We start from the raw sequence: 23,026 nt of genomic DNA on the forward strand, positions 1-23,026 counted from the left end.
GGCGGCGCCGCCGCCACAGTGCTTCCCGCCGCCACGGCCGCCTACCGGGCGGAGCTACCCGGCGGCTGGGCGCACGTGCCGCTGCTTCCCGCGGCGCTGGGCACCGACGCGGTGGTGGTCGGCGCCGCCCGGCTCGCCACCGCACCGATCCACCACGACGGAGGAACAAGCACGTGAGTGTCCTGGACGAACTCGCAGGCGGGCTGGTCGTGTCCTGCCAGCCCCTGCCCGACGACCCGGACGACCCGATGCGCGACCCGTACGTCCAGGCCCGCGTGGCCGCCGCCGTCGTCCGCGGGGGCGCGGTGGCGGTCCGGGTCAACGGCCCCGACGACGTGCGGGCGGTACGCGCCGCCGTCGACGTGCCGGTGATCGGGTTGTACAAGCACGGCACGCAGGGCGTGTTCATCACCCCGACCGCCGGGCACGCCCTCGAAGCGGCGCGGGCCGGGTCGCACGTCGTCGCGGTGGACGCCACCGACCGCCCCCGGCCCGACGGCCGGACCTTCGCCGACACCGTCCGCGCGGTGCACGACCAGACCGGCGCGCTGGTCCTGGCCGACGTCGCCACGGTGGCCGAGGGCGTCGCCGCCGTCGAGGCCGGCGCGGACGCGGTCGCCACCACGCTGTCCGGCTACACGCCGGCCGGCCCACCGATCGACGGGCCCGACCTCGGGCTCGTGGCGCGACTCGCCGCGCTGCTGCCCGTACCGGTGATCGCCGAAGGGCGCTACCGGACCACGGAGCAGATCAGCCGGGCCTTCGAGGCGGGTGCCCACGCGGTGGTGATGGGCAACGCCGTCACCTCACCGCTGTGGATCACCCGCCGGCTGGTTCCGGCCACCCCCCGGGCGGCGAGCGCGCCGGAGAAAAGGGAGCATCGATGAAGAGAAGAACGCTTCTTGCGGCCACCGGCGCGGCCGGCCTGGCCACCGTCGCCCTCGGCGGCCCCGCCTTCGCCCGGCCCGCCGGCCGGCGACCGAGCGTGGCGCTGGTGCCGCTGGACGACCGGCCGGTCAACACGTACTGCGCCGAGATGACCGGTGCGAGCGCCGACGCCGAGGTGCTGCTGCCGCCGCGGAACCTGCTGGGCCGTTTCTTCACCCCCGGTGACGGCGCCGGCATCGCCCGCTGGCTCGACGGCACCGCCCGCGTCGACGGGTACGTGATCTCGGTGAGCATGCTGGCGTACGGGGGCCTGATCGCCTCGCGTACCGCCGCACCGGCCCTGGCCGACGCGTTGCGCAACCTGGAGGCGATCCGGCGGCTGCGCGCACGCCGGTCCGACGCGGTGATCGAGGTGCACGACACGATCCAGCGGCTCGCGATCACCAGCACCGGCACCGACCTGGACAACTACCGTGACCTGCTGGTCCAGTGGGCCAAGCTGTACGACCAGGTGGTCAACCTGGGTCAGGAGTCGCTGCGCGGTCAGCTCGACGCCGTGCGGGCGCGCATCCCGGACGCCGTGGTCGAGGACTACCTGGCCGCGCGGGCACGCAACCACCAGGTCAACCGGCTGATGGTGGAGTGGGTCGCGGACGGGACGATCAGCCACCTGGTGCTCTCCGAGGACGACACCGCGCCGGTCGGCCTGGCCCGCGCCGAGCGGGTCGAGCTGGAGGCGCTGGTGGCGCGGCTCGGCGTCGGCGACCGGGTGGAGATCTTCCCCGGCGCCGACGAGGTGAACGCGCTGCTCGTCGCGCGGGTCGTCGCCGCCGGCGCCGCACCCACCTACCGGGTGGAGTACGCCGGGGTGTCCGGCGAGGGCTGGACCGCCGCGCTGGAGGGCATCCCGTTCGCGGAGAACATCCGCCGGCACGTCACCTCGGTGGGCGGCCGGGTGGTGACCGGCGACGCGGACATCGTCCTCGCGGTGAACACCCCCTCGGCGGCGGCCGGGCAGCGGGCCGCCGACCTGGACGCGTTCGTCGGCCGCATCGGTGAGCTGCTGGCCGCCGGCACCCCGGTGATCGTGGTGGACCCGCTGATCGTCAACAAGGGCGACCACGACCTGGTGTCCCGGATGGAGTCCCGCCTGGACCTGCCGGCGCTGCTGTCGTACTCGGGGTGGAACACCGGCGGCAACGCGCTCGGGCTGGCGCTCGCGCACGGCACCGCGCGGTGGGCGTACCTGCGTTCCTCCGGCAGCGGCTTCGGCGTGCCGGAGCTGCGCGGGCCGGCCCAGGCGCACGCCGAGTACCTGCTCTACCGGTTCGTCAAGGACGACCCGTGGAAGAACGTGGTGCAGGTCGAGGCGTACGCGCACGCCCGCGCGCAGGGCTGGGATCCGCTGGCGCTGACCGCCGAGCAGAAGCGCTACTTCGACGGCTGGGTGCGCGACCGGCTGGTGCCGCTGACCGAGCGGTACTTCGCCGACCACTTCGCCGGGCACGAGCTGGTGCTCGGGGTACGCGGACGCAAGACGTTCACCGCGACGCTGGACCGGGTCACCGCGGTGCGGGTCGAGCTGCCGTGGGACCGGCTGTTCGAGGTCACGCTGGAGCCGAGCCTGCGGCTGCGCTGACCGGACGACGCGGGTGCGGTCCCCCGGGCCGCACCCGCGTCACCGGGCCGTCAGCAGGCAGAACTCGGTGCCGTCCGGGTCGGCCAGCACCACGTCGCCGGCGGTGTGCCGGCCCGTACCGGCCCGGGTCGCGCCGAGCGCCAGCAGCCGGTCGACCTCCGCGTCCCGGTCGCCGTCCGCGACCAGATCCAGGTGTACGCGGTCCCGCCCGCCGCTGGGCATCAGCGGCGGGCCGCTCCAGGTGACCTTCGCGCCCCCGCGCGGCGACTGGATCGCTGTCTCCTCGTCCTGGTCCCAGACCAGCGGCCAGCCCAGCGCCTCGCTCCAGAACAGGCCTGCCGCCCGGGTGCCGTCGCAGTTGACAGCGCCGACCGGGCCGCAGCCGGCGAGGAAGGTGTTGCCCTCTTCGATGACGCAGAACTCGTTGCCCTCCGGGTCGGCGAGCACCACCTGGTCGTCGTCCGGCCCCTGGCCGATGTCGATGTGCCGCCCGCCCAGCGTCAGCGCCCGGTCGACGGTGTCCCGCTGGGCCTGCGGCGACGCGCTGGTCAGGTCGAAGTGGATCCGGTTCTGCACGGTCTTCGGCGCATCGCGGGGCAGGAACCGGATGCGGAAGTCGCTGTGGGCGTCGCCGCCGATCGCCACGCCCTCGCGCGGGTCGTCGAGGATCTCCCGGCCGAGCACCCCGGACCAGAACCGCGCGAGCCGCAGCGGGTCGCCCGCGTCGAGGCTGACCGCGTAGAGGTGAACCGCCATCCGCCCGTCTCCGATCCGCCGCCGTCGTCGGCGGCAGGTCAGGAGCGTAGGCCGGGCGGCCCGGGCGCGCAGCCGGATTTCCCCCGCTGTCGCGTTACTTCGCCGGGAGGGTGCGCGCGAAGCGGACGCCCCGCTCGACCCAGCGGGTCAGGTCGGGGTCGCGCTCGCAGGCATCGGGCGACACGGTGACCCAGCCCCGCATCTCCCGGCCCCGCATGACTGTCGCCTCGGCGCCGGGCTCGGCCAGCGCGCGCTCGGCCTCGGCCGGGTCGACCCGGACCATCAGGCCACCCGCGCCGCGCACCACCACCGTCATGTTGCCGCGCAGCATCATCGCCAGGCCGCCGAACATGCGCCGTTCGGTGATGCCGGGCTCATGCCCGAGGCGTTCCCGTACCCGGTTCGCCAGGTCCTCGTCGTAGGCCATGACGGCATCGTGGCATCCGGGTCCGACAGCGGGGCGCGCGTCAGGCGCCGACGCGCTGTTCGGGGATGGACAGGCCGTAGAGCGCCATCAGCTCCGGGCTGTCGATCCGGCTGCCGTCGGCCACCGAGTCGCACGCGATGTCGACGATCTGGTCCTTGTGCGCCAGCAGGTACGGCCGAGCCCCGACGTCGGCGCTGGCCAGCGTGGCGATGCCGGACCAGTGCCGGCGGCCGAACAGCATCGGGTAGCCGCGCAGCCCGTCGTAGGTGGCGCAGACAAGCACGTCCGGGTACGGCAGCGCGGTGACCCGGCGGACCGCCGCCGCGGTGAGCCCGGGCATGTCCACCGGCACCACGACCACGGCCTCGATGTCGTCGTCGGTGAGCGCGGCGAGCCCGGCCCGGATCGAGGAGCCCACCCCGGTGCCCCACGCGCGGTTGACCACCACAGTGGCGCCGGTCAGGTCGGTGGTCTGCCGCACCTGCTCGGCCGCCGCGCCCAGGACGACCACGACCTGTGCGCAGCCCGCCTCGGCCATCGTGTCGATCATCTGGCTGACCAGCGGCTTCTCGCCCTGGTGCAGCAGCGCTTCGGGTCCGCCGATGCGGCGGCCGCCACCGGCGGCGATGATCATTGCAGCGATCCGGTTCAGCGGTGCCCCCTCGATCAGGGGACGGACCGGGCACAGCCGCCCGGTCCGTCCCGTCGTACGCACACCGGGCCCAACGAGCGCGGCCGGGAGCGGGTAGCGGGGCAAAACGGAAAATTGCGTGACTATGCCGCGTCCGCGTAGCAGTCGACAGTGGACAGGTCGAGCGGGAACCGGACCGGGGTGTCGCCGAACAGCAGCCGGGTGGCCCGCGCGCCGGCGGCGGTGACCGCCTCGGCGACCGCCGCCGCCTGCCCGGCCGGGCAGTGCACCATCACCTCGTCGTGCTGGAAGAAGACCAGCTCCGCCTCCGAGCCGGCCAGCTCGGTACGCAGCGTCGCCAGCAGCGTGGAGGCCCACTCGGCGGCGGTGGCCTGGATGACGAAGTTGCGGGTGAAGCGCCCCCGCGACCGGGCCGCCCGGGCCGACGGGCTGTGCGGATCGGCCCCGCCGTCCGGCATCGGCTCCTCCCCCTCGGCGAACCCCGCCGACCCGGGCGGGCAGGTACGCCCCAGCCAGGACCGGACCAGCCCGCCCGCCTCACCGGTGCGCGCCGCCGCCTCGACGTGGCCGAACGCGGTCGGATAGTTCTTCCGCAGAACCGCCAACGCCGGCACCGCCGCGCCGCCGGTCTGCCCGTACATCGCCCCGAGCAGGGCCACCTTGGCCTTCGCCCGGTCACCGGCGAACGCGTCCCGGGCCAGCGCGGCGTACAGGTCACCGGCACCACCCGCCGCGGCCAGCCGCTCGTCGCCGGACACCGCCGCGAGCACACGCGGTTCGAGCTGGCCCGCGTCGGCGACCACGAACGTCCAGCCCGGGTCCGCCACCACCGCCCGCCGGATCACCTTCGGGATCTGCAACGCCCCGCCACCCCGGGTCGCCCAGCGGCCGGACACCACGCCACCTGGCACGTACTCCGGGTGGAACCGGCCGCCGGACACCCAGGCGTCGCGCCAGGCCCAGCCGTGCGCCGTCCAGATCCGGTACAGCTCCTTGTACTCCAGGACCAGCGGCGCCGCCGGGTGCTCCACCCCGCGCAGCACCCAGGCGCGCGTGTTCGGCAGGTCCACGCCCGCACGGGCGAACGCCCGCAACAGCTCCGCGGGCGAGTCGGCGTGCACCTGGCGTACGCCGAACGCGTCAGCGATCCGGGCCTGCAACTCGGCCAGCCGGCGCGGCGGCCCGCCGACCGGGGACGGCTCGCCGAGCAGGTCGGCCAGGATCGCGTCGTGCACGTCCGCGCGCCACGGCAGGCCGGCCGCGCCCATCTCGGCCGCCACCAGCGCGCCCGCCGACTCGGCGGCCACCAGCAGCCGGAACCGGCCGGGGTGGGTGGTCGCGGCGATCCGGGCGAGCTGGTCGGCGTACACCCGGGTCAACGCCGTGATGCCCGGACCGGGCGGGCCCGACGGCGGCTCGAAGAGCGCGGCCTGGGCGTGGCCCGGCGGCTCCGGCGGGCGGGGCGCCGGGTCCGGCGGGACCGGCGCGCCGGTGACCCGGGCCCAGGCGGCCGGCAACGCGCGGGGCTCACCCCAGCGGCCCGCGTGCCCGAGCAGCAGCGCCTCGGTCAGCTCGACGTCATGGCAGCGGTCGAGGCGCACCCCGGCGCGCAGCAGCGCCGGGTAGACGCCCGTCCAGGCGGCCCAGATCCAGCGGGGGTGCCCGGCGGCCTCGCGGACGGCCACGGCGGCGGCCAGGTCGGTGACCTCCTCGGGCGGGCCGGCCGGGGTGCCGTCGGCGTGCAGCGGTTGCAGCACGCCGCCGCCCCGCTCGTCCGCCTCCACCGCCACCAGCACGGACGCATTCTGCCCCCTCCCCCTGACACGCTCCGCGTGTAAGGAAGGGCCCCCTCTTAACGCCTGCGGTAGAGGAAGGGCCCCTTGTTAACGCCGAGCGTTAACAAGGGGCCCTTCCTTGCACCCCGGCGGGTTACTTGCCGACGCCGGCGGTCAGACCGGACTGCACCTGGCGCTGGAAGACGATGTACACGATCAGCACCGGCAGCATCGCCATGGTCACCCCGGCGAAGAGGCCGGACCAGTCGGACTTGTAGCCCTGGTTGACCGACAGCTCGATCAGCCCCTGGGCGATCACCTGGTTCTTCGGCTCGCCGGACACCGACTGCATGAGCAGCGTCGGCAGGTACCACTGGTTCCACTGGCCGAGCACGTTGAAGATGCCGATGCTGATCAGGCCCGGCTTGGCCATCGGCAGCATCACGCTGAAGAACGTGCGGGTGTGCGAGGCCCCGTCGACCTGGGCCGCCTCGGCGATCGAGTCGGGCAGCGTCCGGAAGAACGAGTGCATGAAGAAGATCGTGAACGACAGCGACCAGGCCACGTAGACCAGGATCAGCATGAGGTGCTTGTTCGGGCCGAGCAGCGGGAGGCTCACCCCGGTGTTGTAGACGCCCTTGAACAGCGGCACCGCGGCCAGGTAGATCGGCAGCGTCAGCCCGGACAGGAACATCCAGTAGATCAGCCGGTTGCCGCGGAACTCGTAGCGCGCCAGGGCGTACGCGGCCATCGAGCCCAGCAGCATCGTCAGCGTCACGCTGAACACGAGCACGAGCAGCGTGTTCAGGAAGAAGCTGTCGATCCCGGCGGTCCAGGCGCGGGCGAAGTTGTCCCACTGCAGGGCGTCGGGGATCAGCGACAGCGGCTCGCGGATCACCTCGGAGTCGGTCTTGAGCGCCGACATCACCACCCACAGCAGCGGGTAGACCACCATGATCGCCCAGACCGCGAGGAACAGGTGCGAGAAGCCGTTGAAGATCCGGCCGCCGAAGCCGTTGCCGACGTTCCGCCGGTCCGCGGGCGGCCGGTCCGGCGGTGCCGTGTCGGACCGGGCCGGGCCGGAGGTGTGGGTCACAGTGCTCATCGTCCAGACCTCCTCAGTACTCGATCCGCTCACGGCGGGTGATCCTCAGCTGGAGCGCGGCCAGCAGGATGGTGAAGATGGCCAGCGCGACGGCGATCGCGCAGGCGTAACCGAACTGGCCCTTCTGGAAGGCGTTGAACTGGATCACCGAGGCGAAGATCTCGCTGGCGTGGTTCGGCCCGCCCTGGCTCGGCGTCATGACGAACACCAGCGCGTACATGTCCAGCGCGATGAAGCCCAGATAGACCCAGGCGACCGAGATGCTGTCCCGCAGCAGCGGCAGCGTCACCCGGAAGAACGTGTGGAACCGGCCCGCGCCGTCGAGGATCGCGGCCTCGTAGATGTCCTTCGGGATGGACTGCATCGCGGCGGAGAACAGCACCATGTAGAAGCCGGCGCCGCTCCACACCGCGATGAACAGCAGCCACCAGAGCACCGCCGGCACGCCGAGGAACGGCTCCGGGTCGGCGGTGAAGGCGATCGGGTTGTCCGCGTCGACCAGCCCGATCTTGATGAGCAGGCCGTTGATCAGGCCCTGCCCGTCGGTGCGGTAGATCTGCTGCCACATGACGGCGATGACCACCAGCGACAGCACCTGCGGGAAGAAGAAGATGACCTTGTAGACCCCGGAGCCGAAGACTCCGCGGATGCCGGCCCTGTCCTCGCGTCCGCCCACGTTGAGCAGGAACGCGAGGAACAGGGCCAGCGCGATCGTGAACAGCGGCACGGTGACCAGGAAGAACACGTTGTGCCAGAACGCCTTCCGGATCAGTTCGTCGGAGAACAGCCGGACGTAGTTGTCCAGCCCGACGAAGCGCTGGGAATCGGAGTACCCGCCCCAGTCGGTCAGCGAGTATCCCGCCGCCTGGGCGAACGGCCACACCACGTAGAACAGGTACAGCGCGACGGGCAGGGCCAGGAAGCCCGTGACGAAACGCGCGACTCCGTGCCGCATTGGACTCACTTCCTCGCGGTGATCAGGCGGTGCGGGTCTGCTTCTTGATCGACGAGTCCTTGGCGACCTTGTCGGCGGCCGCCTGCATCTTGTCGACGAACTGCTGCGCGGTCAGGCGGCCGGCCATCAGCTCCTCGGAGAGGTTCTGGCTCTCCTTGTCCAGGTCGGCGTAGAAGTCCGGGAACTTCACCGAGATCAGGTCCGAGCTGCCGTTCTTCATCAGCGAGTTCGCCGAGGCCAGCGCGGTGTCCTGGACGTTGTCGCCGGAGCCCTTGGTGGAGGCCAGCGACTTGGTCAGCTCGGCGAACTTCGCCGAGCCGGCCTTGGAGAGGATGGCCCGCAGGAACTCCTTCGCGGCCTCCTTGTTCGGCGCCTTGCTCGGCACCACGAAGCCCTCGCCGGAGGAGGCGAAGACGTCCTTGGCGGCCTTGTCTCCGCTCTTGCTCCAGTAGTCGGAGATGGTCATCTCGAAGCCCGGCGGGATGGTCGCGGCCATCTCGTTCTTCAGCCAGGTGCCGACCTGGATGAAGGCCGCCTTGCCGTCCAGGAACGCCTGCTGCGACTGGGTGTGGTCGAGCTTGCCCGGCAGCAGCAGCTTGTCCTTGACCAGCTTCTCCCACGGCTCCAGCGCCGCGACGATGCCGTCGGCCTTCCAGGCGCCGTCCTTCAGGTTGTCGATGTCGACGACTGCCTGCTTGCCGACGGCCTTCCAGATGCTGGCGAACAGCGCCCAGCGCGGGTAGTAGCCGTGCACGGCGTCGTGCACGTACGGCGCCATGCCCTTGGCCTTGATCTTCGGCGCGAGCGCGAAGAACTCGTCCCACGTGGTCGGCGCCGTCCAGCCCTCCTTCTTGAACAGGGCGGCGTTGTACCAGTTGCCCCACACCGTGTACGCCACGTTGACGACGTAGAACTTGCCGTTCTGCGTACCGTCGGCGACCGTGCCGGGCAGCAGGCTGTCGGCGACGGTCCCCTCGCTGTCCCAGGCCGGCGCGGTGAGCAGGTCGTCCAGCGGCTCGATCGCGCCTTCGTTGATCAGCGTGCTGCGGTCCATCATGTCGGCGCCCGAGTTCATCACGAGGTCGCTCGGCTGCGTCGCCATCTTGGGCTGCTCTTCGGTCTTGATCTTCTGGGTGGAAGACATGTTGACCGTGATGTTCGGGTGCTTGGCGTTGAAGATGACCTTGTCTTCCTTGGCCCACTGGTCGCCCAGGCCACCGTTGAAGACGACCACCTTGACCGCGCTGCCGTCCTTGACGCCGAACGGGTTGTCCTTGCTCTTGGCCGCGCCGCCGCCGTCGGACTTGCTCGGCTCGCTGCCGGCGCACGCGCTCAGCAGACCCGCCGCCGGTACGGCCAGCAGACCGGCCGCCGCGGCGCGCCGCAGCAGGGTCCGACGGCTGACGTCGCCGAACTTCTCGGGGGAAACCGACATCTTGTCTCTCCTTGTGGGTCGGGTCAGGCGGTCCGCCGGAGGCGCCCGGCGTACCGCGACTCGAGGGCGAGGTTGTGCTCGTCCCCACCGGGGACGTTGGCGGAGAGGTAGACAGGGGGTACCTCTCCGGCCTGGTGGAACCGTCGTACGACCTCCGCGGTCAGCAGCTGCGCCAGCAGCGCCGCGGTGACCGAGGAGACCGCACAGACCGCGCCGCCGCCCTCGAGCGGCAGCAGTGCGTCGCCGTACGGCGCGCCGTTGTCCAGCACGACGTCGGCGAGGTCGGCGAGCCGGTGCCCGGAGGGGTGCCGAGGAGCTACCCGGGCGGTGTGCTCGACCGAGGTGACAGCGATCAACGGGTGGCCGCCGCGCTTGACGAGCGTCGCCAGCTCGACCACCGAGCCGTTGATGCCGGACTGCGAGGCGACCACGAACACGTCCCCCGGCTGCGGCGCCGCCAGGGCGTAGAGCTGGTGCGCCACGGCCGGGTCGCGTTCCAGCTTCGGGTCGGCGAGCACGTCTCGGTGCGCGTCGCCGTGCAGCACGAGGTCGTGCAGGGAGAGCCGGTTGGCGGGGACCAGGCCGCCGGCCCGGGCGACCAGCTCGGCGGCGAACGCCTCCGAGTGGCCGGCGCCGAACGCCTGGAGGACGCCGCCGGCGCGCAGCCCGGAGGCGATCAGGTCGGCTGCCCGGTCCACCGCCACGGCCTGGCTGTCCACCAGCCGGTCGAGCACCGGGCGGACCGCGTCGGCGTACCTCTGGGCACTGATCATGAGAGGGCCCCCTTCGCGGCCTTGTGCCCGTCGACGGCCTGGGCGGTACGCCGGAAGGCCGCGTGGGCGCGGTCGTGGGTGCGCTGCGCCACCGCGATGTAGAGCAGGTCGAGCACGACGAGCTGCGGGTGCCGGGCGGAGAGCGCGTCCGGCCGGAACGTGGTGGCCTGGCTGGCGGTGACCAGCACGATGTCGGCCAGCTCGGCCAGCGGCGAGCGGGGGAAGCCGGTGAGCGCGACGGTGGTGGCGCCGCGGCTGCCGGCCTCGGCGAGCAGCTCGATCGTCTCGCGGGTCTGCCCCGTGTGCGAGATGCCGAGTGCGACGTCCCCGGCGCCGAGCAGCGCGGCGCTGGCGAGCCCCTCGTGCACGTCGCTCCAGGCCCACGCGGCGACGCCGATGCGGTGCAGGCTGAACTGCATCTCCTCGCCGACGAGCGCGCTGCCGCTGGCCCCGAAGATGTTCACCCGGCTGGCCCCGGCGATGGCGACCGCCGCGCGTTCCACCTCGGCCAGGTCGAGCAGCGCGGCGGTGTCGTGCATGGCCCGCGTGTCGGCGGCCATGATCTGGTCGAGCACCCGGGACAGCGGGTCGCCGGGCTGGATCTCCCGTCCGATGTCGACGGTCCAGCCGGCCGAGCGGGCGCGGCCGGTCTCGGCGGCGATGCCGAGCCGCAGGTCCGCGTAGCCCTCGAAGCCCATGGCCCGGCAGAACCGGGTGATGGTCGCCGGGGACGTGCCGCTGCGCTCGGCCAGTTCGACGATGGTGGCGCGGGCGGCCGCCTCCGGGTCGCTGAGCACGTGCTCGGCGACCCGGCGCAGCGCCCCGGTCAGCTCCCCCGTGCCGGCCCGGACCCGGGCCAGCACCCCGTCGGTGCCCAGCCGGTCGGCCGGACCGGCGTCGACCACCGCGGTCGCCGCGGAAGTCTCCACCTCGTGCTCGGCCATCGGCGGGCGCCTTTCGGAAAAGAGTGTTAACTGTTAGTGGTAAAAGTTCTTACTGAAGGGCCCTCCGTGTCAAGGGCGTGGGTGAAGTTTTCAAACTGTTACCTGCCGCACCGGCGTGATCTTGCGCCCGGAGACGCGGCCGACCAGCATGGGAGCCATGTCGGACACCGTCGTGGTCGGCCTCGACGTCGGGGGCACCTCCACCCGCGCCACAGCGCTGAGCCTCGACGGCACGCGCCTGGGCGCCGGCCGCGCCGGCGGTGGCAACCCCACCAGCCACGGCGCCGACCGGGCCGCCGCCGAGCTGCTCGCCGCCCTGCGCGCGGCGCTCGCCGGCATCGACCCCCATCGGGTACGCGCCGGCGTCATCGGTCTCGCGGGGGCCGGCCGCCTCCTGGCCGACCCGCACGGCCGGAACGCGTTCGACCGGGCCTGGGCCGAGGCGGGGCTACGGTGCCCGTACGCCGTGCACGGCGACGCGCTGGTCGCCTACGCCTCCGGCACCGCCACCCCGGACGGCACCGTGCTCGTCGCCGGCACCGGCGCCATCGCCGCCCAGGTACGCGACCTGCGGCTGGACCGCACCGCCGACGGCCACGGCTGGCTGCTCGGCGACGCGGGCTCCGGATTCTGGCTCGGCCGCGAGGCGGTCCGCCGGCTACTGACCGACCTGGACCGCGCGGAGACCCCCGGTGAGCTGGGACGCCGGGTGCTGACGGAGCTGACCGGCACGCCCGCCGTGGACGCTCAGCCGCGCGTGACGGCCGGCGCCGTGGTGCAGGCCGTGACCCGGCGGCCGCCTGTGGAACTGGCCCGGCTCGCGCCGCTCGTGGTGTCGTCGGCACGGGACGGGGAGCCGGCAGCGGTCGCGCTGATCGCCGAGGCCGCGGCGCTGCTGGCGGAGAGCGTCTCCCGCATCCGCCCGCTGGGCGCGACCGATCCGGTGGTGCTCGGCGGCGGGCTGCTCACCGGCGACACCCCGCTGGCCGGCGCGGTACGCGCGGAACTGGCCGACCGGTGGCCGGACGCGCCGCTGCACAGCGCCGGGGACGGTGCGGCCGCCGCGGCCTGGCTCGCCGCCCGCGACCTGCCCGAGGTGACCGACCCGGCGGCACTGCACACCCGCCTGGTGCCCCCACCCGCCTGACCCGCGCCGCCCGCCGGTGACACTCCTCCGCTGGGTGGAACGTCATGGGTGTCATGACGCCCGTTTGACACCCATGACGTTCCACTCGCCGCGTGGCGCCGGCGGACGCGCCGGCGCGAGGCCGATCAGTATCGGTCTGGGGAGTTCGGCTGACCCGGGTACTGCGGCGCGGCGCCGTACGGGCCCGGCTGGCCCGGGTGGGCCTGGGGCGCGGCGCCGTAGGGGGCGGGCTGACCGTGCCCCGCCGCCGGGTACGCGCCCGGCTGCTGCGCGCCCGCGAACTGCTGCCCGCCCGCGTACTGCTGCGCCGCGGCCTGCTCGCGGGCCTCCTTGCGCGCCTTGACCGCGCGCACGATCAGCAGGATCGGCAGCACGAAGACGTAGAAGAAGATCCGGTAGCTGTCGCCGTCGAAGAGGAACAGCAGGTAGAAGCCGTACCCGAAGAAGGCCAGGCCGATCACCACGTTGAGGATCCGGGAGCCGGTCCCCTGTTCCTTGACGACCGCGCCGACGACGACCATCGCGATGCCACCGAGCATCAGCAACAGTGTATAGAGGAGGAAGAACATGAGATTCCTGTCGATAGATGAGCGTGCCGGCTCACCCTAGGTCAGCTCGATCGTCTCCACTGCCCCGTTGCCTGTGGCAACCACCTCACTTGAGCTGCCCGGCGGTCAGTCCGGACTGGACCTGGCGCTGGAACGCCACGTACACCACGAGCACCGGCAGCACCGCGATGGTCAGGCCGGCGAACAACTGGGCGTAGTCACCGGCGTAGCCCTGGCTCACCGCGAGTGAACTCAGCCCCTGGGCGAGCATCCGGTCCTGCCCGTCGCCGGGCAGGAGCACCTGCGGCAGCAGGAACTGGTTCCAGTGGCTGAGGAAGTTGAAGATCCCGACACTGATCAGTCCCGGTCGCGCCATCGGCAGCATCACCCGGAAGAACAGCCGGAAGTGCCCACATCCGTCGATCAGCGCGGCCTCCGCCACCGAGGTCGGCAGCGTCCGGAAGAACGCGGTCAGGAAGAACACGGTGAACGGCAGCGAGTACGCGGTGTAGACCAGGATCAGGCCGGGCCAGGTGCCGAGCATGCCGACGCTGCGGACCACGAAGAACAGCGGCACCAGCGCCAGGAAGACCGGGAACATCATGCCGCCGACGAACAGGTAGTAGACGACCTGCCGGCCGCGGAACTCGTAGCGCGCGAAGACGTACGCGGCGGTGGCGCCGAGCAGCATGGTCAGGCTCAGCGAGCCGGCCACCACGACCAGGCTGTTGAAGAAGAAGCGGCCGATGTGGGCGGTGGTCCAGGCGCGCGTCCAGTTGTCGAAGCGCAGCGCCTCGGGCAGCCCCCACGGCTCGGCGATGATCTCGCCGTTGGTCTTGAGCGAGCTGAGCACCATCCAAGCCAGCGGCAGCACGGTCATGGCACCCCAGAGCAGCAGGAAGCCGTGCGAGAAGACGTTCGCGACGCCCAGCTCGCGGCGCGGCGGCCGGTCGGCCGGGGTGGCCGCACGGGTCGCGTCGGCGGCCGGGGCGCCGGTGTCCACGGTGGTCACGAGTACTCGATCCGATCACGCCGGGCGGTGCGCAGCGCCAGCACCGCCACCGAGAGGGTCAGGAAGAACATCGCCACGCCGATCGCCGAGGCGTACCCGAACTTGTTCTCGCTGCCGAACGACGTGTCGTACATCCGCAGCCCGATCACGTCGGAGGAGAAGTTCGGCCCGCCGTTCGTCATGAGCTGGACCAGGATGAAGCCGTCCAGCGCGGCGATGGCGAGGTAGATCCAGGCCACCTGGATGGTGTCCCAGAGCAGCGGAATGGTGATCTTCCGCAGCATCGTGGTGCGGGACGCGCCGTCGAGCAGCACCGCCTCGTAGATGTCACGCGGGATGGCCTGCATGGCGGCGCCGAAGAGCACCACGTAGAAGCCGACGTTGCTCCACACCATCACCGCCAGCACGCACCAGAACGCGAAGCGGGGGTCGCCGAGCCAGGCCGGGGTGGCCAGCCCGACGGCGCGCAGGGCGCCGTTGAGCAGGCCACTCGTCGGACTGTAGATCTCCTTCCAGAGCAGCGCGATGATCACCACCGAGAGCACCTGGGGGAAGAAGTAGACGAGCCGGTAGACCGAGGTGCCGCGCACCCCGGTCACACCGGCCCGGCCCTTGCGGCCGCCCATGGTGAGCATGCTGGCGAAGAACAGGCCCAGCCCGATCGTCACCACCGGCACCACGGCGAGCAGGATCGCGTTGTTCTTCAACGCGTTCCACACGTACCCGTCGTGCAGCAGCGTGCGGAAGTTCGCCATGCCGACCGGGTCGGCCTGCGCGGAGTAGCCCATCCAGTCGGTGGTGGAGATCTGAAAGGCCTGGAGGTACGGCGACAGCACGAAGATGCCGTACAACGCCAGTGGTGGCAGGAGGAACGTGAGGATCAGGGGGAGGCGGCCCTGTCGCATCACGCGGACCGCTTGTACTTCTTGACCGAGCTGTCTCCGGCGATCGAGTCGGCGCCCTTCTGGCACTGGTCGAGAAACTCGGCCGGGGAGATCCGGCCGCTGAAGAACTCGCCGCAGGCCGCGTCGACCAGGTTGCGCTCCAGCTTGCGGTAGTAGTTGTTGTAGACCCAGTTGAAGCCGTTGGACCCGGACGCGTCGAGCGCCTTGACCACGGTGCTGAGCCCGTACGGCAGCTCGATGCCCTCGGTGGCGCCGGCGACGACGGGCAGGCTGGCGACCTTCTTGGTGAAGTCCTGCGCGCCCTTGCGGGACAGCATGGTGCGGAAGTACTCCAGGCCGCCGACGACGTTGCGCGCCTTGGCCGGCACCATGAACGGCTCGCCGGCGGTGCCGCGGATCGCCTCGTACGGCAGCTTGTCGCCGCTGCCCAGGCTCGGCGTCGGCGCGACCGTCATGTTGAAGCCGGCCGGCGTGACGTCCTTCTGCTCGCTCTCCAGCCAGGAGCCGCAGGAGATGAACGCGGCCTTGCCCTGGCACCACGCGGTCTGCGACTGCTTGTGGTCCAGGCCCGGGGAGCCGTCGAGGATGAACTTGTCCTTGACGATCTGGTGCCAGGCGTCGGCGGCGGTCTTCATGGCGTCCGACTTCCAGGCGTTGGGCTCCAGGTTGTCGATCGCCAGCGCCACGGACGGGCCGCCGAGCTTGATCGCGGTGGAGATCAGCGGCCAGCTCATGTAGCGGGGGTGCACACCGGCGTACGTCCAGGGGGCGATGCCCGCGGCCTTGATCCGGCGGCAGAGCGCGATGTGGTCGTCCCAGGTCTTGGCGTCCTCCCAGCCGCGGTCGGCGAACAGCTTGGTGGAGTGCCAGATGCCGTACACCGTGTAGGTGTAGTTGAGCACCAGGAACCGGCCGTCGTAGGAGCCGACCTCGACGGTGCCGGGCAGCAGCGTCTCCTTGACCGTCTTGCCGGGCGTGTCGAGGCTCGGCGCGGCGAGCAGCTCGCCCAGGTCGGCGAGCGCGTTCTGGGAGACCAGGCCGTTGAAGTCGATCTGGCCGGCGCCGGAGTTGTTCACCACGTCGGGCGGGCTGCCGTCGACGAAGCGGGGCTGGAGCGTCTTGCTGATCTCCGCGGTGGCCGAGTGCTTGATCTCCGCCTTGGGGTAGCGCTCCTTGTACATGGCCTCGTGGGCCTTGGCGTAGTCCTCCCCGAAGCCGCCGTTGAAGATCACCACCTCCAGCGGGGCGTCCTCGGCCACGCCGAGCGGGTTCTGCTCGCTCTTGGTGCCCTTGTACGCGCCCTTGTCGTCCTCGTCGCCCCCACCCGACGTGGCGCAGCCGGCGAGCAGCCCGGCGGCGGGGGTGGCCAGCAGACCGGCGGCGGCGCTGCGCCGTAGGATCTCACGCCTGTTCATCGCATCTCCTCGGTCCGGGTACGCGCGGTGAGCACCCTGTCGCTTGTCTTCACAAGACGCATTTCCAATGAAGAATTTCTACGACAGTGCGACGGGGACCACAAGACCTCTCGACCGATCCGTTATCCGTACCGGTCGGGCCCGGCTGGCCTAGCCTGAGCCCATGCGCCGCCTGCGGCAGCTCGCGCAACGCACGCCGCCGGGGCGGGAGCGCTACATCGACCTGCTCCGGGCGCTGGCCATCACCATGGTCGTGCTCGGCCACTGGGGCGTCACGGTCATCGGGTACGACCACGGCCGCCCCGCCGGCCACTCCGCGCTGGGGGATCTGCGCTGGGCCTGGCCGCTGACCTGGGTGGCCCAGGTCATGCCGGTGTTCTTCCTGGTCGGCGGCTACGCCAACGCCGCCTCGCTGACCGCCCGCCGGCGCCGGGGCGGGTCCGCGGCCGGGTGGCTGGTCGACCGCAGCGCCCGGCTGATCCGCCCCACCACCGTGTTGCTGCTGGTCCTGGCCGTCGGCGCGGGTATCGCCACGCTGCGCGGCGCCGACCCGGCGCAGGTGCGCACAGTGGTCTGGTTCGCCACCATCCCGCTGTGGTTCCTGGTCGCCTACGTCGCGGTGGTGGCGCTGACCCCGCCGATGTACGCGCTGCACCGCCGGTTCGGGCTCGCCGTGCCGACGGCGCTCGTGGTGCTCGTCGCGCTCGGCGACCTCGGCCGGCTCCTCGGCCCGGCCGCGCTCGCCGACGGCAACTACCTGTTCGGCTGGCTGGCCGTCCATCAGGTCGGGTTCGCCTGGTACGACGCCGCCCGGGCGGACCCCCGCCGGCCCGCCGACGCGACCGGCGCCGGGGGGAGAGCCGGCCCGGCGGCCGATGCCGACGCGACCCGCGCCCGGAGCCGGGGCCTGCTCCGCCGTCGGCTGCCGCTGTCCCGCCGGGCGGGCGTGCTCCTGCTCGGCGGCGGCCTGGCCGCGCTGGTGCTGCTCACGGTCGCCGGGCCGTACCCGGTGGCGATGCTCCACGTACCGGGCGAGCGGCTGGACAACGCGGCGCCGCCGAGCCTGGCGCTGATGGCCGCGGCCGTCGCCCAGCTCGGCCTGATCCTGCTGCTGCGGCGCCCGGCCGGGCGTCGGCTGCGCCGGTCCGGCCCCTGGCAGGCGGTGCTCGCGGTGAACGCGGTGGTGCTCACGCTGTTCCTCTGGCACCTGACCGCCGCGGTGCTGCTCGTCGGCCTGCTGGACGCGCTCGGCCTGCTGCCCACTCCCCCGGTCGGCTCGGCGGCCTGGTGGGCGTGGCGCGTACCGTGGCTGCTCGCGCTGGCCGCGGTGCTGGCCGTGCTGGTCGCCGTCTTCGGCCCGGTCGAGGCCCGCACCCGCCGCCCGGCCGCGACCGGGCCGGCCGCGGCAGGTGGCCGGCGGCTGCGCGCCGGTCTGGCCGTCGCCGGGTACGCGGGCGTGCTGGTCGGCCTGCTGCTGAACAGCCTCGCGCCGAAGGCGGCGCCGGAGCCGCTGGGCCTGCCCGCCCCGGCGCTGGTGGCGTACCTGGCCGGGGCGGGTCTGCTGCGGCTGCTCAGGTCCGGCCGGGCGGGACCACGCCGGCCGGGGTGACGGTCACGCCTCGATCGAGGCGCGGATCGCGTCGACCATGATCGCCAGGCCCTCGCGGGCCTCGTCCTCGGTGAGCGTCAGCGGCGGGCCCATCCGGATCACGTTGCCGTAGAGGCCGCCCTTGCCCACGAGCAGGCCACCGGCCCGGCACGCCTCGAAGACGCGGGTGGTCAGCGCCGCGTCCGGCTCGACGGTGCCCGGGTGGACGAACTCGACGGCGAGCATCAGGCCCTTGCCGCGCACCTCGGCGACCTGGTCCAGCCCGGCGACGGCCGCCCGCAGGCCGTCGCCCAGGATCGCGCCGACCCGGGCGGCGTTGCCCTGGAGGTCGTGGTCGAGCACGTAGTCGAGCACCGCGTTGCCGGCGGCGGTGGAGACCGGGTTCCCGCCGAACGTGGAGAAGCTGATCGCCGGCACCGACTCCAGCACCTCGGCCCGGCCGACCACCCCGGCGAGCGCGAACCCGTTGCCGATGCCCTTGGCGAAGGTGAGCAGGTCCGGCGTCACGCCGTGCGCCTGGTAGCCCCAGAAGTGCTCGCCGGTACGGCCCCACCCGGTCTGCACCTCGTCGCTGATCAGCAGGATGCCGTGCTCGTCGAGCACCTTCTTCCAGGCGGCGAAGAGCCCGTCCGGACCGTGCACGAAGCCGCCGACACCCTGGACCGGTTCGGCGATCAGGCAGGCCACGTCGCCGGCGGTCTGGGTGGCGAGCACCTCGCGCAGGTCCTCCACCGCCGCGTCGACCCGGTCGGCGGCGTCGAGCCGGGCCAGCAGCCCGCGCAGCCGTTCCCCGGAGTGCAGCCAGGCCACCTGCAACGGGTTGAGCGCGCTGGCCGACCAGCCGCGGTTGCCGGTGACGCCCATCGTCGCGTACGACCGGCCGTGGTAGCTGTTGCGCACCGCGAGGATCTGGTGCGAGCGCCGGTGGTTGGTGGCGACGAGCAGCGCTGCCTCGTTCGCCTCGGTGCCGGAGTTGGTGAAGAAGACGCGGGCGTCCGGGATGCCGGCGAGCCGGGCGATCTTCTCGGCCAGTTCGACCTGCTGGCGGATCAGGTAGAGCGTCGAGGTGTGCACGAGCCCGGTCCGCAGCTGCCGTTCGACCGCCTCCCGGATCTCCGGGATGTCGTGGCCGACCATCGTGGTCAGCACCCCGCCGAAGAAGTCCAGATAGGTCCGGCCGGCCGCGTCGGTGACCCGGCGCCCGGAGCCGGCGACGAGTTCGAGCGGTTCGGCGTAGTAGAGCGGCATCCAGGACGGGAGCACGGCCCGGTGCCGGGCCAGCAGGTCGTCGGAGGTCATCGGCGCACCCTTCAGCGGAGGTGGATCCCCGCACGTTCCCACCACGACCGGGGCCGGGACAACCGGCACTGTGCGAGTCGGTCCGGCGGTAGCATCCGCCGGGTGCGGACGGATCAGGTGACGTTGCCGGGCGGCGCGGCGGGGACGACGCCGGCCCGACTCCTCGCCGGGGTCCGGTCCTGGGTGGAGTCGGCGCCGGTGCGGCAGCTCGTGGCGCATTTCGGCGGCGACTGGCCCGACGGCGACCTGGCGGCCGTGCTGGCCGGGCTGGACGCGTTCTCCGCCCGCCGCTGGGACTTCCGGCAGGGACGGGAACGCCCGGACGCCCGCGAACCGGCGTTCGACCCGGCCACCGCCGGGCTGGTGCTGAGCGCCGCCGCCACGCTGGGCCTGGTCCGCGCGGTCGCACCGGCCCGATCCGGGTACGCGCACCTGCTGGTGCTCGGCGGGCTGGCGCACGCCTGCCTGCGGCGCACCGCGTACGCGGCGACGCTGGCCCGGACGGCGGCCGAGGTGACCGGCGAGGTGGCGGTGCTCGGCAGCTTCCGGCCGCTGTCGGCTGCCGAGTCCCGCACGCTCGACGCCGCCGGCCTGTCCGGCTGCGCCACCGAGGTGGACGTCCTCGACGCCGGGGTACGGCTGGCCTTCGGGGTGGACGCGCCGGACGACGAGCACGGCGAGCCGGCCGGTCATCCGCACCGGGCCTGGTCCTCGCGCACCTACCGGCCGGCCGGGCTGCCCCCGGTACGGGTGCTCGCCGCGCCGTCCAGCGAACCGGACCGCCGTCGCGCGCACACCGCCGACACGCAGCGGTTCTGGGCCGAGCACGTGCGGCTGCGCGCGGGCGACCCGGTGCTGATGGTGACCGCCCCGATCTACGTACCGTTCCAGCACTGCGACGCGCTGCGGACGCTCGCCGTGCCGTACCGGTGCGGCATCGAGACGGTCGGTGTGGACCCGGCCGCGCGCGCCGCGGTCGCCGTACCGGAGCCGACCCTGACGCCGGGCCGCTACCTCCAGGAGATCCGGTCGGCGCTGCGGTCGATGCGCGCGCTGCACGCGACGCTGACGGCGGGCTGAACCGGCGTCCGGGCCGGTGCCCGGCGAACCGCCGCGCACCGGCCCGAGAGCCGGGTGTCAGTTGACGTAGACCGCCGGGCTGCCGGTCTTGCTGGTGTCCTTCACCGGCGAGTACGAGGCGGTGAAGTACGCGGTGCCGAAGCACAGCGACGGGCCGGAGAACTTGGTCAGGACCTGGTTGGTGAAGCTGATCGAGTTGGTGCCGTTGGACGCCGTACCGGTCAGCGTGTTCGTGCTGGTGCGGTAGACGCAGGTGATCGCGCCGAGCAGCGAGTTGAGCACGACGGTGCTCTGGATCGGCGCCGCGGCCGTGCCGGAGATGGTGACCACGCCCGCGCTGGTCACCGACGTGGTGTAGGGCAGGTTGTTGACGGTGACGCTCTGCACGCCGGTGGTGCCGAAGACGTTCGTCGTGCAGCTGGAGAACGACTGCGCGGTGAGGCTCTCGGTCGCGGTGCCGGGAGCGGTCGGGTTGGTCAGCACCTTTGCGCTGAAGCTGGACGCGGCGCACTTGATGCCGGTGCTGCCGCTGGTCGAGGAGTAGAACGTGGCGTTGGTGCCGCTGCGCAGGCTGGCCTGGATGACGTCGCCCACCGACACGGCGGTGCCGGCGACGGTCGGGTAGGTCAGCACGGCGCTGGCGAGCGAGGTGGTGGGTGCGGCGGTGGCGGGGGCGGCGCCGACCAGACCGGTCAGCAGCGCCAGGGCGGCGAGGCCCGCGCCGATGCGTCCGTACCTGGGCATGGTTGTTCCTTCCGGCGGTGGGACGGGAAACGGTGCCGGCGGCGTCCGGGGCGGACGGAGCCGGTGGGCGCGACGGCAGGGACCGGGCCGTCGCGGGTGGTGGTGCGCCGTTGCGGCCTCAGCGGGCCGGGCGGCGTGGCGCAGTGCGGCGTCGCCGCGTCACCTGGGTCTCTCCGGCCTTGGGGGGACGGGTCCGCGCGGCGATAATGGCAGCCATCCGACCCTCCTTCGACGCGTTCGGGTGACCGATCGGGAGAGATCACCAGCGGTGACGAGGCGTGAACTGAGCGTGTCGAAAGTTATAAACCCCGGAGGGTCGTAAAGTCAACGCATCAAGAAAGGTCGATGAGTGACAGTCCCGAGCCCGCCGTCGCCGGCGCCCGTGCCCCTGCCGGGCGCCCGCCACGGCCGCGACCCGGACCGCGCCATCAAGCGCGGCCCGCGCCGCGTGCCGGCCGAGGAGGTCGCGGCGACCCAGCGCGACCGCCTCTTCGACGGGCTGGTCCGGGAGGTCGCCAGCCGGGGGTACGACAACGCCCGGGTCAGCGACATCTGCCACGCCGCCGGGGTCACCCGGCCCGCGTTCTACGCGCTGTTCAGCGGCAAGCAGGACGCATTCCTGGCCGCGTACCGGCACGGTATCGCGGTGGTGTCGCACCTGATGGAGGACGCCTACCGCGACGCCGGCCCGGACTGGCCCCAGGCCGCCCGGGCGGCGCTGCGCACCCTGCTCGACGTGCTCGCGAGCGTGCCCGCCTTCGCCCGGATGGCGCTGGTCGAGGTGGACGCCGCAGGCCCGGACGCCCGCCGGGAGCGCGACGCGCTGCTGAATAGCTTCCGCCGGTTCTTCGCCGGCGCCGGGCCGGATCCGGCCGGCGTGGACCGGGACGCGCTGCTGTCCATAGTGGTCGGCGGCATCCACGCCACCATCCGTGAGCGGGTGGCGCAGGGGCGGGCCGAGGAGCTGCCGCTGCTGCTGCCGGCCCTCACGTACGCGGCGACCGCGCCGTTCCTCGGCCCACGCGAGGCGGGCCGCGTGGCGCGGGCGGCGGGGACGGACGACGGCCCGGCCACCACCGCGCCCTGCGCACCCGGCCAGCCCTGACCGGTCGGAAACCGCAGCGGTTTTTCACTTTGGCCGCTTTTGGCAAATGCCGCCCAACGATCTGCTACAGGCAGTTGACCGCCCCTTTACTCAGCGGTAACTTCGGCCTGCGCCCCTCGGCGCGCACATCCTGCGAAGCCAATTCACATCGTCGCAGATGAATTGATCTCGAAAGGGGCCGGCATGTCGGAGCAGATCGATCAGGTCGAGACCGATCAACCGCGGAGCGGCGTACGCTGGCGCCGGTTCGCCGTCACGTTCGGCGCCGTGGCGGCCGGCGCGGCCGGCATGGTGGTGCTGACCGCACAGGGTGTGCTCGGCGCGCAGTTCGCCATCTCGGGCATGCCGTTCACGGTCACCGCCGACAAACTGGAGGGCACCGGGTTCGAGCAGTTCGCCACGCTCGACCAGATGATCCCGGACAGCCCCAACCAGGGCGACACCGGCGGCCAGGTGCTCGTGATCGTCTCGGCGATCGACAAGGCCGAGCTGACCAATCTCTGCCAGAGCATCAATCTGGGCGGGACCAACCTGCGGATCACCGCCGGCAATTCCGGCAAGCCCGTCTCCGCCCGCACGCTCGTGGTCGACGGCGACGAGATCGCCGGTAACGCCTCCTTCAAGAACATCGACGTCGGGCAGGACGCCAGCACCGTCGACAAGGTCCCCGGGGTCAAGGGCAACCCGGGCGTGTTCGCCCAGCAGGCCGACACCGTGACCATCACCAACCTGCGGCAGAACAACTACGCCACCACCGCCGCCGTCTTCACGCTGCCCAACCTGCGCATGGGCTTCAGCTCCGAAGGGTGCTGA

22 protein-coding genes are annotated in these 23,026 nt (G+C 72.5%); 7 read left to right on the forward strand and 15 right to left on the reverse strand.

Going from position 1 to position 23,026, the window contains the following annotated elements; all coding sequences use genetic code 11:
- Positions 1-173 precede the first annotated feature (173 nt).
- Both ACPCK6_RS15135 and ACPCK6_RS15140 read left to right on the forward strand, forming a co-directional pair.
- Entirely contained in the window at positions 174-887 is a 714-nt protein-coding gene (locus tag ACPCK6_RS15135; protein ID WP_423481416.1) for an N-acetylmannosamine-6-phosphate 2-epimerase, read from the forward strand.
- Positions 884-2,527, forward strand: coding sequence for a DUF4127 family protein (locus ACPCK6_RS15140; protein WP_396882908.1), 1,644 nt, complete (start codon positions 884-886; stop codon positions 2,525-2,527). Before ACPCK6_RS15135 ends, ACPCK6_RS15140 begins: the two co-directional genes overlap by 4 nt.
- A 39-nt stretch (positions 2,528-2,566) precedes the next feature.
- Here ACPCK6_RS15140 and ACPCK6_RS15145 read toward each other — a convergent pair whose 3' ends face one another.
- The 9 genes from ACPCK6_RS15145 to ACPCK6_RS15185 form a co-directional block, all read right to left on the reverse strand.
- Positions 2,567-3,283, reverse strand: a complete 717-nt coding sequence (locus ACPCK6_RS15145; protein ID WP_423481417.1) for a VOC family protein — start codon at positions 3,281-3,283, stop codon at positions 2,567-2,569.
- Positions 3,284-3,377: 94 nt separating this feature from the next.
- Positions 3,378-3,710, reverse strand: a complete 333-nt coding sequence (locus ACPCK6_RS15150; protein WP_423481418.1) for a TfoX/Sxy family protein — start codon at positions 3,708-3,710, stop codon at positions 3,378-3,380.
- Between the two features lie 40 nt (positions 3,711-3,750).
- A complete protein-coding gene (locus tag ACPCK6_RS15155; protein ID WP_030500339.1) occupies positions 3,751-4,344 on the reverse strand; it encodes a nucleotidyltransferase family protein in 594 nt (197 codons plus the stop codon).
- A 140-nt stretch (positions 4,345-4,484) separates the two neighbouring features.
- On the reverse strand, positions 4,485-6,158 hold the full coding sequence (locus ACPCK6_RS15160; protein ID WP_423481419.1) for a bifunctional 3'-5' exonuclease/DNA polymerase: 1,674 nt from the start codon (positions 6,156-6,158) through the stop codon (positions 4,485-4,487).
- Positions 6,159-6,291: 133 nt separating this feature from the next.
- The gene (locus ACPCK6_RS15165; protein WP_120569018.1) at positions 6,292-7,242 is read right to left on the reverse strand and encodes a carbohydrate ABC transporter permease; all 951 of its coding nucleotides are present in this window, start codon (positions 7,240-7,242) and stop codon (positions 6,292-6,294) included.
- 13 nt (positions 7,243-7,255) lie between these two features.
- Positions 7,256-8,197 carry a carbohydrate ABC transporter permease gene (locus tag ACPCK6_RS15170; protein ID WP_423481420.1) on the reverse strand — a complete coding sequence of 314 codons (942 nt, stop codon included), beginning with the start codon at positions 8,195-8,197 and terminating at the stop codon, positions 7,256-7,258.
- A gap of 22 nt (positions 8,198-8,219) precedes the next feature.
- On the reverse strand, positions 8,220-9,632 hold the full coding sequence (gene ngcE, locus ACPCK6_RS15175; protein ID WP_013287338.1) for an N-acetylglucosamine/diacetylchitobiose ABC transporter substrate-binding protein: 1,413 nt from the start codon (positions 9,630-9,632) through the stop codon (positions 8,220-8,222).
- Positions 9,633-9,655: 23 nt separating this feature from the next.
- Entirely contained in the window at positions 9,656-10,405 is a 750-nt protein-coding gene (locus ACPCK6_RS15180) for a sugar isomerase domain-containing protein (protein WP_396882903.1), read from the reverse strand.
- The gene (locus ACPCK6_RS15185) at positions 10,402-11,349 is read right to left on the reverse strand and encodes a MurR/RpiR family transcriptional regulator (RefSeq protein WP_396882902.1); all 948 of its coding nucleotides are present in this window, start codon (positions 11,347-11,349) and stop codon (positions 10,402-10,404) included. Before ACPCK6_RS15185 ends, ACPCK6_RS15180 begins: the two co-directional genes overlap by 4 nt.
- Before the next feature lie 157 nt (positions 11,350-11,506).
- Between ACPCK6_RS15185 and ACPCK6_RS15190 the strand changes: the two genes are divergently transcribed.
- Positions 11,507-12,496 (forward strand): N-acetylglucosamine kinase, encoded by a 990-nt coding sequence (locus ACPCK6_RS15190; protein ID WP_423481421.1) that lies wholly within the window; start codon positions 11,507-11,509, stop codon positions 12,494-12,496.
- A gap of 125 nt (positions 12,497-12,621) precedes the next feature.
- On the opposite strand, the gene ACPCK6_RS15195 is transcribed toward ACPCK6_RS15190, so the two are convergent.
- The 4 genes from ACPCK6_RS15195 to ngcE (ACPCK6_RS15210) form a co-directional block, all read right to left on the reverse strand.
- Complete coding sequence (locus tag ACPCK6_RS15195) at positions 12,622-13,035, reverse strand: tetraspanin family protein (protein WP_423481422.1); 414 nt, start codon at positions 13,033-13,035, stop codon at positions 12,622-12,624.
- 115 nt (positions 13,036-13,150) lie between these two features.
- Positions 13,151-14,056: a carbohydrate ABC transporter permease gene (locus tag ACPCK6_RS15200; RefSeq protein WP_396882899.1), complete on the reverse strand. Its 906-nt coding sequence runs from the start codon at positions 14,054-14,056 to the stop codon at positions 13,151-13,153.
- Positions 14,053-14,961, reverse strand: a complete 909-nt coding sequence (locus ACPCK6_RS15205; protein WP_013287344.1) for a carbohydrate ABC transporter permease — start codon at positions 14,959-14,961, stop codon at positions 14,053-14,055. Before ACPCK6_RS15205 ends, ACPCK6_RS15200 begins: the two co-directional genes overlap by 4 nt.
- A complete protein-coding gene (gene ngcE / locus ACPCK6_RS15210; protein WP_423481423.1) occupies positions 14,961-16,376 on the reverse strand; it encodes an N-acetylglucosamine/diacetylchitobiose ABC transporter substrate-binding protein in 1,416 nt (471 codons plus the stop codon). Before ngcE (ACPCK6_RS15210) ends, ACPCK6_RS15205 begins: the two co-directional genes overlap by 1 nt.
- 163 nt (positions 16,377-16,539) lie before the next feature.
- On the opposite strand from ngcE (ACPCK6_RS15210), the gene ACPCK6_RS15215 reads away from it, so the two are divergent.
- On the forward strand, positions 16,540-17,985 hold the full coding sequence (locus tag ACPCK6_RS15215) for an acyltransferase family protein (RefSeq protein ID WP_423481424.1): 1,446 nt from the start codon (positions 16,540-16,542) through the stop codon (positions 17,983-17,985).
- 3 nt (positions 17,986-17,988) lie between these two features.
- Here the strand turns inward: ACPCK6_RS15215 and ACPCK6_RS15220 are convergent, their stop codons facing one another.
- A complete protein-coding gene (locus tag ACPCK6_RS15220) occupies positions 17,989-19,284 on the reverse strand; it encodes an aspartate aminotransferase family protein (protein WP_396882896.1) in 1,296 nt (431 codons plus the stop codon).
- A 117-nt stretch (positions 19,285-19,401) separates the two neighbouring features.
- Between ACPCK6_RS15220 and ACPCK6_RS15225 the strand changes: the two genes are divergently transcribed.
- Positions 19,402-20,364 (forward strand): hypothetical protein, encoded by a 963-nt coding sequence (locus ACPCK6_RS15225; protein ID WP_396882950.1) that lies wholly within the window; start codon positions 19,402-19,404, stop codon positions 20,362-20,364.
- A gap of 57 nt (positions 20,365-20,421) precedes the next feature.
- On the opposite strand, the gene ACPCK6_RS15230 is transcribed toward ACPCK6_RS15225, so the two are convergent.
- On the reverse strand, positions 20,422-21,108 hold the full coding sequence (locus tag ACPCK6_RS15230; protein ID WP_396882895.1) for a Tat pathway signal sequence domain protein: 687 nt from the start codon (positions 21,106-21,108) through the stop codon (positions 20,422-20,424).
- Positions 21,109-21,457: 349 nt separating this feature from the next.
- Between ACPCK6_RS15230 and ACPCK6_RS15235 the strand changes: the two genes are divergently transcribed.
- Positions 21,458-22,213, forward strand: coding sequence for a TetR/AcrR family transcriptional regulator (locus ACPCK6_RS15235; RefSeq protein WP_396882894.1), 756 nt, complete (start codon positions 21,458-21,460; stop codon positions 22,211-22,213).
- 183 nt (positions 22,214-22,396) lie between these two features.
- Entirely contained in the window at positions 22,397-23,026 is a 630-nt protein-coding gene (locus ACPCK6_RS15240; RefSeq protein WP_135241096.1) for a DUF6230 family protein, read from the forward strand.

The sequence above is a fragment of the Micromonospora sp. AB353 genome (assembly GCF_049538395.1).
Classification (GTDB): domain Bacteria; phylum Actinomycetota; class Actinomycetes; order Mycobacteriales; family Micromonosporaceae; genus Micromonospora; species Micromonospora aurantiaca.